Source organism: Halomonas sp. LS-001 (assembly GCF_052983955.1).
Genome location: NZ_CM129816.1, coordinates 3,734,684 through 3,750,568, shown reverse-complemented (window position 1 = coordinate 3,750,568; position 15,885 = coordinate 3,734,684). Strand labels below are relative to the sequence as shown.

General features: G+C 54.5%; 12 protein-coding genes. 10 read left to right on the top strand and 2 right to left on the bottom strand.

Annotated features, from left to right (window positions below):
* The first annotated feature begins 91 nt into the window (after window positions 1-91).
* The 8 genes from ACU6TU_RS16670 to ACU6TU_RS16635 all read left to right on the top strand — a co-directional run bounded on the left by ACU6TU_RS16670 (window position 92) and on the right by ACU6TU_RS16635 (window position 9,495).
* Window positions 92-898 carry a SapC family protein gene (locus tag ACU6TU_RS16670; protein ID WP_447142487.1) on the top strand — a complete coding sequence of 269 codons (807 nt, stop codon included), beginning with the start codon at window positions 92-94 and terminating at the stop codon, window positions 896-898.
* Window positions 899-951: 53 nt separating this feature from the next.
* Complete coding sequence (locus ACU6TU_RS16665) at window positions 952-1,167, top strand: DUF6447 family protein (protein ID WP_447142486.1); 216 nt, start codon at window positions 952-954, stop codon at window positions 1,165-1,167.
* A gap of 270 nt (window positions 1,168-1,437) precedes the next feature.
* The gene (locus ACU6TU_RS16660) at window positions 1,438-3,375 is read left to right on the top strand and encodes a DUF4214 domain-containing protein (RefSeq protein WP_447142485.1); all 1,938 of its coding nucleotides are present in this window, start codon (window positions 1,438-1,440) and stop codon (window positions 3,373-3,375) included.
* A 165-nt stretch (window positions 3,376-3,540) separates the two neighbouring features.
* The gene (locus ACU6TU_RS16655) at window positions 3,541-5,415 is read left to right on the top strand and encodes a DUF4214 domain-containing protein (protein WP_447142484.1); all 1,875 of its coding nucleotides are present in this window, start codon (window positions 3,541-3,543) and stop codon (window positions 5,413-5,415) included.
* A 487-nt stretch (window positions 5,416-5,902) separates the two neighbouring features.
* Window positions 5,903-6,535, top strand: a complete 633-nt coding sequence (gmk, locus tag ACU6TU_RS16650; RefSeq protein ID WP_447142483.1) for a guanylate kinase — start codon at window positions 5,903-5,905, stop codon at window positions 6,533-6,535.
* A gap of 111 nt (window positions 6,536-6,646) precedes the next feature.
* On the top strand, window positions 6,647-6,904 hold the full coding sequence (gene rpoZ, locus ACU6TU_RS16645) for a DNA-directed RNA polymerase subunit omega (RefSeq protein ID WP_447142482.1): 258 nt from the start codon (window positions 6,647-6,649) through the stop codon (window positions 6,902-6,904).
* 21 nt (window positions 6,905-6,925) lie between these two features.
* Window positions 6,926-9,052: a RelA/SpoT family protein gene (locus ACU6TU_RS16640; protein WP_447142481.1), complete on the top strand. Its 2,127-nt coding sequence runs from the start codon at window positions 6,926-6,928 to the stop codon at window positions 9,050-9,052.
* Between the two features lie 53 nt (window positions 9,053-9,105).
* The gene (locus ACU6TU_RS16635) at window positions 9,106-9,495 is read left to right on the top strand and encodes a RidA family protein (protein WP_447142480.1); all 390 of its coding nucleotides are present in this window, start codon (window positions 9,106-9,108) and stop codon (window positions 9,493-9,495) included.
* A gap of 9 nt (window positions 9,496-9,504) precedes the next feature.
* On the opposite strand, the gene ACU6TU_RS16630 is transcribed toward ACU6TU_RS16635, so the two are convergent.
* Window positions 9,505-10,389 carry an SDR family oxidoreductase gene (locus ACU6TU_RS16630; RefSeq protein WP_447142479.1) on the bottom strand — a complete coding sequence of 295 codons (885 nt, stop codon included), beginning with the start codon at window positions 10,387-10,389 and terminating at the stop codon, window positions 9,505-9,507.
* 163 nt (window positions 10,390-10,552) lie between these two features.
* Between ACU6TU_RS16630 and ACU6TU_RS16625 the strand changes: the two genes are divergently transcribed.
* Together ACU6TU_RS16625 and recG are read left to right on the top strand one after the other, a co-directional pair.
* A complete protein-coding gene (locus ACU6TU_RS16625) occupies window positions 10,553-11,542 on the top strand; it encodes a LysR substrate-binding domain-containing protein (RefSeq protein ID WP_447142478.1) in 990 nt (329 codons plus the stop codon).
* Window positions 11,539-13,620, top strand: a complete 2,082-nt coding sequence (gene recG, locus ACU6TU_RS16620) for an ATP-dependent DNA helicase RecG (RefSeq protein WP_447142477.1) — start codon at window positions 11,539-11,541, stop codon at window positions 13,618-13,620. Before ACU6TU_RS16625 ends, recG begins: the two co-directional genes overlap by 4 nt.
* 25 nt (window positions 13,621-13,645) lie before the next feature.
* On the opposite strand, the gene yccS is transcribed toward recG, so the two are convergent.
* The gene (gene yccS, locus ACU6TU_RS16615; protein WP_447142476.1) at window positions 13,646-15,865 is read right to left on the bottom strand and encodes a YccS family putative transporter; all 2,220 of its coding nucleotides are present in this window, start codon (window positions 15,863-15,865) and stop codon (window positions 13,646-13,648) included.
* Window positions 15,866-15,885: the final 20 nt, after the last annotated feature.

Below are 15,885 nucleotides of genomic sequence, written 5' to 3'. Positions count from 1 at the left end.
TAGGTCGAGGGTTTTTTTTCCTTTAAAAAATATTAACTTAAGCTCTATTATAGATGGCAGGTACTGTAAATGAGCCGGTAAAGAGGACATCATGACCCGATATGAACCGCTCCGCAGCAGCCAGCACGCGTCTGCAGGTTTTCAGCGAGCAAGGGATTACTCCCATGCTGCCCAAGACCGGGTAGCGCCCGTACTGATTGATGAGCTTGCATACCTGATACCCTATATGCCATTGGGCTTTGTGGGTGATTCAGAAGAAGCCTCAAGCTATAAACTGGTTGCAATACAAGGACTAGATGCTGCTGTTAACCTTTATGTGCACCCAGCAAGCCAAAAATGGTTGACCGGTTATACGCCTGCTTTTTATCGCGCTTATCCTTTTGCGCTAGGGGTTGATGAGAGCGCAAAAAGGCACGTATTGTGTTTTGATGTACTGAGTGGTTTGCTGCGTGAATCTGCTGGCCCGCAAGACACCGCATTTTTCGATGATCAAGGGAATCCAACCCAGGCGGTAAAAGATACGTTGGAGTTCCTTAACAACCGTGAAGTGGGTCTTAAGCGAACGAATCAGGCTGTTGAGGTTCTGAATCGACATAGTCTGCTTGAGCCATGGCCTATTACTATCCAAAAAGATAAAGGTAAAACGGATGTTAAAGGGCTTAGAAGAATCAATAGTAAGAAACTATTGGATCTGACCTCCGAGGCGTTGGCAGAGCTGAATGCCTGTGGCGCACTACAAATTGCCTATGCCCAGTTATTCAGCATGCCGCAGCTCAAACATCTGCAAAAACTGGCGCAATTGCATGGCACGGTCGAACCCTCTTTGGAAAGCGGTGAGCTTGATTCCTTTTTTGATAATGATGAAGACGACGATCTCACCTTCAATTTTGATGATTGATCCTGAATATACGATTCAACCCATTCACACCTCTATTTAACAAGGAGCCTTTCATGGCCGAAAAGAACGAAACCCAAGTCCTCACTATCGACGGTACTGAATATAACGTTGCTGATCTTTCTGAAAATGCTCGTAATCAGGTGATGAACCTGCGCGTGGCCGACCAGGAAATCAGCCGCTTGAATCAGCAGCTGGCGATTGTTCAGACAGCACGCATTGCCTACGCCAATGCGCTGAACGATGAGCTACCCAAGAAAGAAACGCACTGATCCAATGGTATCATTTGGTTAGATCGCTAACGCCGCCCAGTGCGGCGTTTTTTATGCGACAGTGGGCAAAGAAAGAAGCCATTTGCCGAGCTGAGAGTGGCGTCCACAGACGTTGTCGTGCCTAACCCTGAATATATAATTTCTAGCGAGCACCTTTTCCTTCAAGCCCTTCGGTCAAAAAAACTTTTGTTTAAGGGCGTGCAAGTCTCTTTGAGATAATCTATATTAACTAATGTAGATGGATCTTATGGGATTATTGGAGGGAAGAATATGACGCGCTATATAGCTGAAGAGAGCAGTACATACCCTTATGCGGCGATGACCTATGTGGAGGCCATTTTCCCTGATGGGTCTATTGTCTATGGCTCTGGGGCCTTGGTAGGCCCTAACGATATCCTCACTGCAGCGCATCTGGTGTTTGACTCTGCGCGTGGCGGACAAGCCAGTGAGGTGACTGTGATTCCAGGGTGCGATGGCAGCCGCTATCCATTTGATACATTTAAGGGAGCAAGCCTAGACTACCACGCCCTTGATTTGGAGGAGCCAAATTTCATCCTTCAGTCCGAAAGCCAGCATGATATGGCGTTGATTGGGCTTGAGTATGCCATTGGCGATACTCTTGGCTGGTTTGAGTTGGCTGCGTTTTCGGAACAGGCTGACTACAACGTTACCGGTTATCCTGGCGAGTATTACGGCGCTAATGGCCCCCGCCTGATTGAGTCGAGTGGCACGACCAGTGCGCATCATTATTATGATCTCATCATGTTGGAAGACTTTGAGATAAGCCGAGGCAGTAGTGGTAGCCCCGTCTGGTTAGAAAATGACGGCGCGCTTGAGTTGGCGGGTGTTGTGTCGACCCAGCGTTGGGCCGCTTTGGTAGACGCCAGCCAGAATCAACTGCAAGCCTGGATTAATGGCAATGACGGCTTGATCAAAGCATCAATGCCAGATCTCGATACGGCGGACGCCTCCGAAGATATGGCTGACGTTAGTATGTCTTCACATTCGATGAGTCCAGAACGACAGCCCGAACCCGAGCCCGAGCCCGAGCCAGAGCCAGAGCCAGAGCCAGAGCCAGAGCCAGAGCCAGAGCCAGAGCCAGAGCCAGAGCCAGAGCCGACACCTGACCCAAAACGCGAGCCAGAACCGGATGTCCGGCCCGCGACTGAACCGACCCCTGAAGCAGAGGTTGAACCGGCGCTTGAACCCGGCATCATGGAAACGTTTGTGGCGCAACTTAAAGCCAATGGCTGGGATTGGCCTGATGAGCTGAGTCGTGAGCTGGAAAAGACCGATACCTTGCTGGATTTTCCAGATTTGAAGGATACAGTCGACCCAATAGTTCGCCTGTATACAGGCATGTTGGGCCGCCCTGCTGACAAGCAAGGGCTTGAATACTGGGTCAAGCAGCTTAATGCAGGCAGTCGCCTGGATGAGCTTGCCAGGGACTTTGTTTCCTCCGCAGAATTTTCCTCAGTGGTTAATCAGTTCGGTGGCGGTGATGGCGGCTTTATTGATGCTCTTTATCACAACGTACTTGATCGTACGCCAGACAGTCAGGGTCGCGTTTATTGGCTGAATAGCCTGCTTAACAGCGGCAGTGCTGACGATAAAGCTGAAATAGTGCTTTCCTTCACCAACTCGGAAGAATATGTGCAAGCAAGCTATCCGCTTGTTCAAGGCACCAAACTGCTCACCTGGGGGGTTAACCTTGAGCGTATGAATCCAGATGCATTAGGTTTTAGTCGTAGCGGTGTTTCTGCTTTTGAAGAACCGCTTGCTGAGTCGGTTGTGCGTCTGTATCTCGGTGTTCTTGATCGTGAGCCTGATCAACAGGGGCTTGAATACTGGATCGAAGCGGGTGAGCAGGAAGGTGGGTTGGAAACGCTGGCGAACACTTTTCTGAATAGTGACGAGTTTCTGGGGGATGAGCCGCAGCTTTCAGTTGATAGGGTGCTTGACACGCTTTATCGGCAGGTTCTGGAACGCAAATCTGATGCATCGGGCAAGCGCTATTGGCAGGATAAATTTGAGCAGGAAGACATGGCGCTTGGCGACTTGGTGTTAGCGTTTACTGAATCCTCCGAGTTTCAGCACAACAGTCAGTCTGCGGTGGATAACTATCTTAAGAATAACTATCTTCAGGATAACCTTCAGGTGGATCTGGCAGGCGTGGAGACAGATTTGGCGTCTTATTTACTTGGATAATAACCTCTAAGCGTCAAACTACCTTCGGCTTTGAATACGAGGGTAGTTTGACGTGTCTCTAATAAGCTCCAAAATACCCGAAAATGTTGACGTTGATCGGCCAATGGCACTGAAGTTTAGCTGCTAAAATTAACGTTTTGTAACCTTCTGGGTTGAAAACGTTCTATGACACGTTACATTGGCGAAGAGAGCAGTGAATTTCCAAATGCTGCCATGGCTTATATCGAAGCCAGCTTTCCAGATGGTACACGCATTTATGGCTCCGGCACATTGGTGGGTCGTAACGACATTCTGACGGCTGCCCATTTGGTTTATGACCTGGCCAAAGGTGGGCAGGCCACCAGCATCTCAATTGCGTTGGGCCGTGATGCCAGCTCACGCCCTTTTGGCACGGTCAATGGAGAGCGCCTGGATTATTTTACGCTAACCCCGCGTGATGATGGCTTTTTATCAAAATCAGAAAGCGAGACAGACCTCGCCTTGATTGGGATTGCCGAGCCCTTGGGCGATACCATTGGTTGGCTGGGGTTAGATGGCCTGACGGCGGGTGAAACGTATCAGGTGACGGGGTATCCGAGTGATTATCGCGACAGCAGTGGCCCACGTCTGATCGAAGGAAGCGGCTTGGTTGTTCGTGACCCAGTGTATGATGTGGTTTCGTTGGATAACTTCGAAATCAGTGCTGGCAGCAGCGGCAGCCCTGTCTGGAGCATGTCAGGAGATAATCCACAGGTCGTTGGTGTTGTATCCACCAAAAGCTGGGCAACCTTGGTGGAAGCACAATATGCGACACTACAGTCATGGATTACGGGCAACGATAGTTTGATTGTTCCTTTTGATGAGCCCGAACCAGCGCCTGAACCCGAACCAGCGCCTGAGCCCGAACCAGCGCCTGAGCCCGAACCTGAGCCTGAGCCCGAACCTGAGCCTGAGCCTGAGCCTGAGCCTGAGCCTGAGCCCGAACCTGAGCCCGAACCTGAGCCTGAGCCTGAGCCCGAACCTGAGCCTGAGCCCGAACCTGAGCCCGAGCCTACACCACCTCCGCCCAGCGTTGATCCTGAGCAAGCGACTCTTAACGCCTTTGTCAATCTACTGGAAGATCATGGTTGGAACTGGCCCGATACACTCTCGATAGAATTGGCCAATACCGAGACATTGTTGCGTTTTCCAGATCTAAACGAGACGCTGGATCCGGTGATCCGTCTATATACAGGAATGTTAGGCCGTGCGGCAGATAAAGAGGGCCTTGAGTATTGGGTAACGCAGCTGAACACTGGCAATAGCTTGTATGACCTGTCGAATGGGTTTGTGGCCTCCTCAGAGTTTTCCTCATTAGTGGATCAGCTGGGAGGCGGAAACAGCGGCTTTATTGATGCGCTGTATCAAAACGTGTTGGGCCGCAGGGCTGATGGTGAGGGGCGGGTCTACTGGTTGAATACGATGTTAAATGACACGGCGGATAAAGCAGAAATCGCGCTGTCGTTTACAGATTCCAAGGAGTATGTCGCATCAAGCTACCCCCTGGTACAGGGTTCCAAGCTGCTCACCTGGGGGGTTAACCTGAAAGACATGAACCCCGGCGAACTTGGCTTCGAAAGCGGCATTTCTGCTGAAGAGCAGCAATTAGCGGCATCCATTGTGCGTCTTTATACCGGTGTGCTGGACCGAACACCCGACCGGGACGGTTTTGAGTACTGGCTGGAAGCTGGCCAGCAGGAAGATGGTTTGGTCACGTTGGCTGAAAACTTTCTACGCAGTGACGAATTCCTGGGTAGTGCCACCGAGCCAACCGCAGATCAGGTACTGGATACACTCTATCGCCAGGTGCTGGAACGTGCTCCGGACCCCGAAGGTGAGCAGTATTGGCAGGACAGACTGCAGGACGATAGTGTCGGGCTTGGAGATCTGGTGTTGGCGTTCACGGAATCCCGCGAATATCAGCAAAACAGCCAAACCAGGGTAGATAACTACTTGCAGGACAACGTCGAGAATGGACTCGTTGGCGTTACAACTGATCTGGACAGCTATTTGTTTGGATAGGAGGTTATCTGGTTAATCATGCTCTGTTTAACCGCTGGCTTAAATGAGGGATAACATCTCTTGAAAGGGTGTTATCCTTCTTTTTTGCTCGCATATTCAGTGTGTCGCGGTCATCAATACACTTCTCGCTATTGATGCAAACTTATCATAAAACCAAGGTGTAACATGCGTATAGTACTGATTCTGGCGGTTTCGCTTGCGTTAACCGGATGTATTAATGTGCCTTTTGTACCGCTTATCTAAGCAATTTTTCTGATCGGACTCTGACCGGGATGCGGGTTGCGCAGATGCGCGCGCTGCGCAACGCAAACGGTATTTGCTGGCTTGGTGATCGTGCCCGTTGTTACATGGTTTCTCCTTCTCCCTGTGCTACAGTCGGGCGCGTGGGTATGAGACAATATGCCCTTTAATAGTGCAGCAGCGTGGATCATTGTTTTGCTGTGCATGTCGGCCGCTTTATGTTCCTTCGCCAATAGGAAAGCGCTTCATGTCCCAAGGTACGCTTTTTGTTATTTCTGCCCCATCGGGTGCCGGCAAAACCAGCCTGGTGCGCGAACTGATCGAAAGTCTTGATGGCATTCAGGTTTCTGTTTCACATACCACCCGTGCCCGGCGCGAAGGCGAAGTGGATGGTGTGAACTACCACTTTACGGACGTGGACAACTTTGAAGCCATGATTCAACAGGGCGATTTTTTCGAGTATGCCCGTGTGTTTGATCATTACTATGGGACATCCCGCCAATCGGTTCAGGTGCTGCTGGATGCCGGTCAGGATGTGATTCTGGAAATTGACTGGCAGGGCGCGCGTCAGGTTCGCGAACAAGCCAGTGAAGCTGTTTCCATTTTCATCATGCCACCTTCCCGCTATGAGCTGGAGCGGCGTCTGGCCAGTCGGGGCACGGACGAACATGCCGTGATTGCTCGACGCATGCGTGATGCCGTGAGCGAAATGTCGCATTACGACGAATATAACTACCTGGTCGTCAATGATGACTTTACGACGGCCCTGGAGGAGTTGAAGTCATTGGTGATCAGCCGACGCCTGACACTGGCCTCAATGCGTGATCGGCACGCACCATTGTTGGCCGCGCTCTTGTCACAGCAACCCGGCGTCGAGTAATCTATCGGGTTCTGGATATCTTTTTATTCTATTTGGGTTGGTTAGCGCTGATATCGACGCGATATTACGCTGGCTGACTCGCCGCCGTTATTACAGGAAGGCGCTTTATTTATGGCACGAGTGACTGTTGAAGATTGTCTGGATCACGTTGAAAACCGCTTCAAACTGGTGATGATTTCTACCCAGCGAGCCCGTCAGCTAGCACGTGGTTCTCGTGAAGCCCATCTCCCTTGGGAAAACGACAAACCCACCGTATTAGCGCTGCGCGAAATTGCTGCCGGCCTGGTGGATCACAGCGTATTGGATGAGCCTGTCGAGGCAGCGCCACGACGCCAGGCCGTTGACACCAGCGTTTCTACTGACGACTGATAGCGATGTGAGGCGCGTTGCATGTTTACGATTGATGACCTGGCGGACCGCCTTGGGGGCTATTTACCCTCAGACGAAATTCAGCAGGTTAAACGCGCCTTCTATTACGCTGAGCAAGCCCACGACGGCCAGCGTCGCCGTTCAGGCGAAGCCTATGTTACCCACCCGCTAGCGGTCGCCAATATCCTGGCTAACATGCACATGGACCATCAAAGCCTGATGGCTGCCATGCTGCATGATGTAATTGAAGATACCGGTGTTGATAAGCCTGCGCTGGAAGCTCAATTTGGTACACCGGTTGCCGAGCTGGTAGACGGTGTTTCCAAACTGACCCAGATTACCTTCGAAGATAAAGCCGTTGCCCAGGCGGAAAACTTCCAGAAAATGGTGTTGGCGATGTCGCGGGATATCCGCGTGATTATCGTCAAACTGGCGGATCGCCTGCATAACATGCGCACCCTGGGTGCACTGAGACCTGATAAAAAGCGTCGTATTGCGCGTGAAACGTTGGAAATCTATGCCCGTATTGCGGGGCGTCTGGGCATTAATACCATTCGCGTGGAGCTGGAAGACCTGTCTTTTCAGGCGATCTACCCGATGCGCGCCGAGCGTATCAAGCAGGCCGTCTCCAATGCTCGCGGACATCGCCGGAGTGCCATGCGGGAGATTCAGGCAGCCTTGCAGCAAAGCCTGGATGATGAAACGCTAAACAGTACCGTGATGGGGCGACAAAAACATTTATTGTCGATCTATCGCAAAATGCGCGATCAGCGCAAACCCTTCGCAGAAATCATGGATGTGTTTGGGTTCCGGATTGTGACTGAGGACGTGGCCACCTGTTATCGCATACTGGGTGTCGTACACAATCTCTACAAACCTGTCCCGGGGCGCTTTAAAGATTATATTGCGATTCCCAAGGCAAATGGCTACCAGAGTTTGCACACCACGCTGTTTGGCCCCCGAGGTATGCCTATTGAAGTGCAGATTCGTACTCGGGAAATGGAAGCCATGGCGAATAACGGCATTGCCGCGCACTGGCTTTACAAAGCTGGCCAAACGGCGCATCCGATTGCCGAGGGGAGCCGCGCCCGCGCTCGCGCCTGGGTGAAGGGGCTATTGGAAATGCAGCGCCATGCAGGGGATTCACTTGAATTCATCGAGCATGTCAAAAACGATCTTTTCCCTGACGATATCTATGTGTTCACGCCAAAAGGCGACATCATGGAGTTGCCACAGGGCGCAACCGTGATTGATTTTGCCTATTTTGTACACACCGATATTGGTAACCACTGCATTGCCTGTCGGATTGACCGTAAGCTGGCGCCGCTCTCGACTCGACTGGAAAGTGGTCAGACACTTGAAATCATTACGGCACCCGCTGCACGCCCAAATGCCGCCTGGATGAATTTTGTCACGACGGCCAAGGCGCGCTCTGCTATCCGCCATGCGCTCAAGCATCAGCAGCAAACGGAAGCCATCCAGCTTGGGCGGCGCTTACTGAATAAATCATTATCTGTCTTCGAACTGAGTCTGGAAGAGCTGGATGACGGCGTGATTGAGCGCGTGTTGAAGGAGCTGGATGTTCGCGACCAGGATACGTTGCTTGAGTCTATCGGGTTAGGAGAGCGGGTAGGCCATGCCGTGGCACGGCGATGCGTGGACCTTGCCGAAGGCGAGAGCCTTCCCGCTCATCAGGCGTTGAATGGCGAACCGGTGATCATCAACGGCAGTGAAGGCATGGTGACCAGCTTTGCCCGCTGTTGTCACCCGTTGCCGGGTGATGCGATTATCGGTCATCTTTCCATGGGCAAAGGGCTGGTCGTGCATCGCGCCGAGTGCAGGAACATCATTGATAAGCATGACCCGGATAAATTGTTCAGCCTTGAATGGTCCACAAGCATTGAAGAAGATTTTCCGGTTGCGCTGCGCCTTGAAATCGAAAGTCGTCGCGGTCTGGTCGCAGAACTGGCCGGGCTGGTCACTGACGCGGGCGCCAATATCGAGCGTATTGACATTGAAGAACGCGATGCCCGCCTCTCTACGGTGAATCTGACGCTGGCGGTAAAGGGGCGTGTTCACCTGGCAAGCATCATCAAACGTCTTCGCAATCTCCCCAACGTGAGCAAAATTACCCGCTTGGGCAAGTAAGTCTTTTTTCCTGTTTTATTAAATCCCTCAAAATCCTTTAAGGAGTGCTCAATATGAGCAATAAAGCCGTTATTAATACCGAAAAAGCGCCCGCCGCGATTGGCCCCTACTCTCAGGCCGTAAAAGCGGGCAACACCGTGTATATGTCCGGCCAGATTCCGTTAAATCCGGAAACCATGGAAATTGTTTCTGACGACTTTGAAGCGCAGGCACGCCAGGTATTTACTAACCTGCAGGCCGTCTGTGAAGAAGCGGCGGGTTCGCTACAGGATATCGTCAAGCTGAACCTTTATCTGGTTGATCTTGGCAACTTCGCCATCGTCAACCAGGTGATGGAAGAGTACTTCACTGCCCCTTATCCGGCCCGCGCAGCGGTCGGTGTCAAGGCGCTGCCCAAGGGTGCCCAGGTAGAAGCTGAAGCCGTGATGATCGTTGGCGACTGAGCACGCTGATCAAGGCGCTGGCTGAGTCGCGTCCAGAAAGCCACCTTCTTTCAACACTTGCTGATAGCCTTCGCGATAGCTTGGGTAACGGAAGGTGTAGCCGCTGGCCAGCAGGCGTGTATTGTCACAACGCTTGCTGGTCCGGCGACGCAAAGGCGACTGCATGGTTTCCGTGGCTTCGACCTTTAACTGTTCCGCTAACCACATCATTACGTTATGCAGGGTTGCAGGTTCACAGTCGCTGCCGAGATAGACCTCCTCGACCGGCTGACCTTGCGCGTCACATTCGATCAGATGTTTCAGTATGCCCGCGCAGTCGTCGCGGTGAATGCGGTTGGAGTACATCATCGGTGTGATCGCGGCGACGCGGCCCTCCGCAACCTGGCGAATCAAACGGTCCCGTCCAGGTCCGTAAATGCCTGAAAAACGTAAAACCGTGCCGGGCAGTGTGTGATCAAGCAACGCCTGTTCGGCTTCATGCATCAATATTCCGGAGAAACTGGTCGAATCCGTGGGGCTTTGCTCGTTGACGACTTCGCCTTCCTGCTGCCCATGGACGCTGGTTGAGGACACAAAGAAGACCCGTTTAGGGGGCGTCTTGTGCTGTTCAAGAACGTTGAGAACGGCTTTTAGACCATCGGGATAGGCACTGCGGTAAGCACTCTCCTCAAAACGGTCCGCACTGACCGTATAGATGACGTAATCTGCCTGAGGAAGGGCTTCGGCGCTGCCGGTGAGAGTGTTCAGGTCAAGTGCCAACGGCTCAATGCCGCTGCCCTGTAAGGCCTCTGTTCGGCGGCGCGCGCCGATGACATGATGGCCTTCGGCGAGCAGTTCACGCCCAAGGGCGATGCCGATGTCTCCACAGCCGATAATCAGTACGCGTAATCCCATCTTGCTCACTCCTGCGATAAAGTATCCCTATTAGCGACCGCTTCCCTCCATTAGAATGATACGAAGGTTGGCGGGCGTTGGCCGGTCGGCCAGTAATAGACGTTGTCGCGCGGGTGACGACGACACACCAGTGACTGCCACGAGAGGATGCCACGGCGCCGCTATGACTCTAACAGAACTGCGTTATATCGTAACCCTTGCTCAGGAACGACATTTTGGTCGTGCTGCCGAGCGCTGTCATGTATCTCAGCCAACGCTGTCAGTGGCGGTCAAAAAGCTGGAAGAAGAGCTAGAAGTCGCACTGTTCGAGCGCTCCAAGTCGACGGTTCAAGTCACTCCGCTAGGCGAAAAAATCGTTGCCCAGGCGCAGCGGGTGTTGGAACAGAGCGGTCAGATTTTTTCGATGGCCAGTGCCGGGAAAGACCAGCTCGCCAACCCGTTGCGAATCGGGGCGATTTATACCATCGGGCCTTATCTGTTTCCTCACCTGGTGCCTGCGCTGGCCGAGGCCGTGCCGCAAATGCCGCTGTACATTGAGGAAGGGTTAACCGGTACCTTGCGTGCCAAGCTGCGTAGCGGTGAACTGGATGTGATTATCGTGGCGCTGCCGTTCAATGAAACGGATGTCGTGACGCGAGCCATCTATGAAGAACATTTTGAGGTGCTGATGCCAGCCAGCCATCCCTGGGTTGAGCGTCAGACAATCGAGAAAGAAGACCTGCTCGGTGAGCGGCTTTTGCTGCTGGGTGAAGGGCACTGTTTTCGCGACCAGATTCTGGAAGCCTGCCCGGCGATTACGCATCAGCTGAATAACCCGAATAATACTCTGATTGCAGAAGGCGGGTCGCTGGAAACCATCCGCCATATGGTGGCTTCCCGGCTGGGCATCACCGTATTGCCACAATCCGCCCTGGGAACGGACGCCTACGAACATAAATTACTGGTTAGCCGTCCCTTTGCGCCACCCGCGCCCGCCCGAACCGTCGCCATTGCCTGGCGAGCAAGCTTCCCGCGCCCGAAAGCGATTGATGCTTTGATCAATGCCATTGCGCAATGCCGTAAACCTCTATGTAAGCCTGGTACCGTGGGTGAGCCCGGCACCGTGGGTGAGCCTGGTACCACGGGTGATACGGGTAAAGAGATCGTCTCATGAATGCGCTACAAGCCCCGGTGACGGCGCTCAAGGGGGTTGGCGAGGCGCTGGCGCTGAAGCTTTCGCGGCTGGGTATTGAGCGGGTCAGTGATCTTTTGTTCCACCTTCCCTTGCGCTATCAGGATCGCACACGCTTAACGCCAATTGGCAGTCTGCGTGCGGGGCAGGAAGCCGTCATCGAGGGGGAAGTAACCGCCAGTGATGTGGTGAAAGGGCGACGGCGTAGCCTGCTTATCCGCCTGCGCGATGGCAGCGGCATTCTCAGCCTGCGTTTTTTCCATTTTGCGCCTGCCCAGCAGCAGCAACTCCACCCAGGCGTCACGGTGCGTGCGTTTGGCGAGGCGCGCGCCGGGGCGACAGGGCTGGAAATCTATCACCCGGAATACCGTCTGACCAGCGCGGGGGCCGCGCCGGTTGAAGAGTATTTCACCCCGATTTATCCCACCACGGAAGGGCTGAATCAGGCTCGCTTGCGTGCCCTGACCCAGCAGGCGTTGAGTCAGCTGGATAGCACGCCTGAGGCCTTGCCGGATGTGATTCCTGAGTCGCTACTGGCACGCTTCAATCTGCCGGGCCTGCATGCCAGCCTGCACTTATTGCATCAACCTCCACCGGATATCAACCTGGAACAGCTGGCAATGGGCCAGCATCCCGCCACGCGTCGACTGGCGCTGGAAGAACTGCTGGCTCATCAGCTCAGCCTGCGTGAAGTACGTTTGCGTATTCAGGCGGATGGTGCCCCGGCGCTACCCACCGGACGCAATCTGCAGATGCGCTTTTTGGCTCAGTTACCTTTTGCGCTGACTGGGGCGCAAGGCCGGGTGATTGAAGAAATCGGCCTGGATCTGGCGCGTTCAGCCCCTATGTTGCGCCTGGTGCAGGGCGATGTTGGCTCCGGCAAGACTGTCGTAGCCGCCATGGCGGCGCTCTCTGCGCTTTCCGGTGAGTGCCAGGCAGCCATGATGGCCCCCACCGAGCTGCTCGCTGAGCAGCACTATCAAGCCTTTAAGGCGTGGTTCGAGCCCCTGGGTATTGAGGTGGCCTGGCTGTCCGGCAAGCTCAAAGGCAAGGCGCGGCTGGATACCAAGGCTGCCATTGCGGATGGGCGAGCCCGTATGGTGGTGGGCACCCACGCCCTGTTTCAGGACGATGTGCACTTTCAGCGCCTGGGGCTGGCGATTATTGACGAACAACACCGCTTTGGCGTTCATCAGCGCCTGGCGCTGCGTGAAAAAGGCGAAGCGGGCGGAGGATTGACGCCGCACCAGCTGATCATGACGGCCACGCCCATTCCACGCACCCTGGCGATGAGCGCTTACGCCGACCTGGATGTGTCCGTCATTGACGAGCTGCCGCCGGGGCGAACGCCGGTCAAGACGGTCGTGGTCTCTGACGAGCGCCGCCCCGAAGTTGTAACGCGTATCCGCACCGCCTGTGGCGATGGCCGTCAGGCCTACTGGGTATGCACCCTGATTGAAGAATCGGAAGTGTTGCAATGCCAGGCGGCGGAAGTTACCCGTGACGAGTTGACCGAGGCGCTGCCGGAGCTGGCCGTCGGGTTAGTGCACGGGCGCATGAAAGCTGCCGAAAAGGCCGAGGTCATGGCGGCTTTCAAGCAGGGGGAATTGGATCTGCTGGTCGCGACCACAGTGATCGAAGTAGGCGTTGATGTGCCCAATGCCAGCCTGATGATCATTGAAAACCCCGAACGCCTGGGGCTTTCCCAGCTACATCAGCTACGTGGCCGAGTGGGCCGTGGCAATACCGAAAGCTTTTGTGTCTTGCTTTACCATTCGCCGTTATCGAAAAGTGCCCGCGAACGATTGGGGGTGATGCGCGATACCAATGATGGCTTTCGGATTGCCGAGAAAGACCTGCAGATTCGCGGGCCAGGTGAAGTGCTGGGCACGCGTCAGACGGGGTTGGCACAGATGAAAGTCGCTGACCTGGAGCGCGATGGTGATCTGCTTGACCGGGTCAGCGCCCTGGCGCGCACGCTCCAGCAGGAGCCACAGATCACCGCGGTGCTGGTACGCCGCTGGCTAGGCGAAGCGGCGGGACGTTACGGCCAGGTGTAACAGCCCGTTGTCCAGATATAGTGGCTCAGTCGCTGGTATTGGACGACCTGGCGGTGGTCAGTCGGTTGGCCGCATCCGCCAGTGGCGGCAGTTGCGAGGCAATCAGCCGGAGCTGGCTTTGCATCGGCCGGTAGACGTTGCCGGTAGTGTTGTTACGTGTCATGTCGTGATTGGTCGTGTCAGCCGGGTCGTTTTCGTCTTCTAAATGATCCAGCAGCCTTGCGATATCATCATCAATCGCGCTGCAAGGCTGTCCCTGTTCCAGCTGTTCGGCAATATAGCCCATCAGTGTACTGATGCGCTTGGCCACGGGGATCAAGGCGGTATCATCCTCGCCCTTTTCCAGTTGGTGGCGGTGAGCGCCGAGCGCAGATAAATGGCTAAGCAGGATGTTCGATAATAATAGAAAACGCAGCCCGCTATCCGCGTCCTGACGTCGGTAGTAGCCGGGTTCATGCAGCATATTGTTGACCTGAGTGGAGTAGGCCGCATCGCTGTTATGTGCGTTGCGCCGGGCCAGCCGATAGGTCAGGTCATCCTGTTTGCCAGTGGCATATTGTTGGATGATTTCATCCAGATAACGACGATGGCTGAGCATGACCTTAGCGGCGGTGCGGTAGAGCTTACGCCCTTGCCAGTCGGGAAAGATGAAAAAGATCGCCAAGGCGGCAATGAAGGCGCCAAGCAGCGTATCGAAAAGGCGTGGCCAGATCAGGTCGAAGCCGTCACCGACCTGATTGAACCCGCAGAGCACCAGTAAGGTGATGGAAGCGGTGGCCACCAGATAATGCCGTTCACGCGTGGCGAAAAACGCCACCCCAGCACCTACCGCGACCATGCTCTGGATGACAGGCTGAGGGAACAGGCTGATCAGTGCCCAGCCGACAATCAGCCCCAGCACGGTGCCGATAATGCGTTTGAACACAAAGCGCTGCGTGGTGGCAAAGTTGGGGCGGCAGACAAACAGCGTGGTCAATAAAATCCAGAAGCCCTGTTCTGGGTCCAGCCACTGCAGCAGCATATAACCACTGACCAGGGCGATCGCCAGACGTATCGCATGGCGAAAGGTTGGCGAGCCCAGGGTCAGGTTCAAGCGGATGCGTTGCCAGGCGTCTCCCAGGCTACCTGGGGAGCGATCAAGCAGGCTAGTGTCCTGGCGCGGCTGGTTGGCATCCGGGTTGTGGGCGCTGGCAATCTGCTTTTCGAGTACGGTGAGATTATCGGCCAGGGCATTGAGTGGCTGCATCAACGCCCGCCATTCGGGTTTGTCGCGGTCGCGCAGGTTATCGATGGATGCGCGTAGGTCCGCCAGGGCTTCTTCGCTTTGGCGATGGTCAAACGCCCGGTTAAGCAGTAATGACTTGGCCAGTTGCCGACAGGCAAGCCCCTGCTGGTCAAGAAGTCGCTGGCAGCGAAACAATACGTCGTGATGGAAAAAGGTTTCTGTCAGGGCGCTATAAGGGTAATGAGTCGAACTGGCCCGTTCGTGGATGTCCTGGGCAATAAAATAGATTTGCAGGTATCGGTTCAGTTTACGGCTGCCGCGCTGGCTTTCCATCCGTCTTAACAGCATTTCCTTGGCCTGGTTCAGGGCGTCAACTACCACGCCGTTCTGGCGTGCCAGGGCCATGCGGCGTGCTTCAATATCCACACCGCGCACGGGCTCGAACAAGGCAGACTTGAGCATCAGATACTTGCCGAGAGCCTTGTATAATCGCGCCATGCTGATTTTGACGGGCTGGCGGGAAAACAGCGCGCACCAGACCACCGAAATCAGCCCGTACCAGGCGGCACCTGCCAACAACAGCATCTGGCGCAGGGTAACGTCATCATCCACGCCGCCGTGCTGTTCAATGTTGATCATTGAGTAGAGCGACAGAATCAGCGTTGCAGAGGCTATCGTGGCGTAACGCTGGCCAATGGCTCCCAGCATGATCAGGCCGAACGTCGCGCCTGCAAGCCAAAGTGCCATCAGCCATGGCCAGGGGAAGATCCAGCGGATAATCCATGAGACAAGCGCAAAGCAGGCCAAGGTGACGGCCAGGGCGAGTAGCCGTCCTTGCCAGCTGTCATCGGTTTCGGCGAGGGCGCTGGCAATAATGCCCAAAAACAGCGGGATAACCAGACTGATATCGCCCCATACCGACATCAGGACGAGCGCCCCGCTGAAGGCGACAAAGACCCTCAGGCTGTAAGCAAACTTATCCAGTGTCCAAAGGCGGCGCAATGACAGGGAAATTCGCATGGGACGCTATGATGCACTCC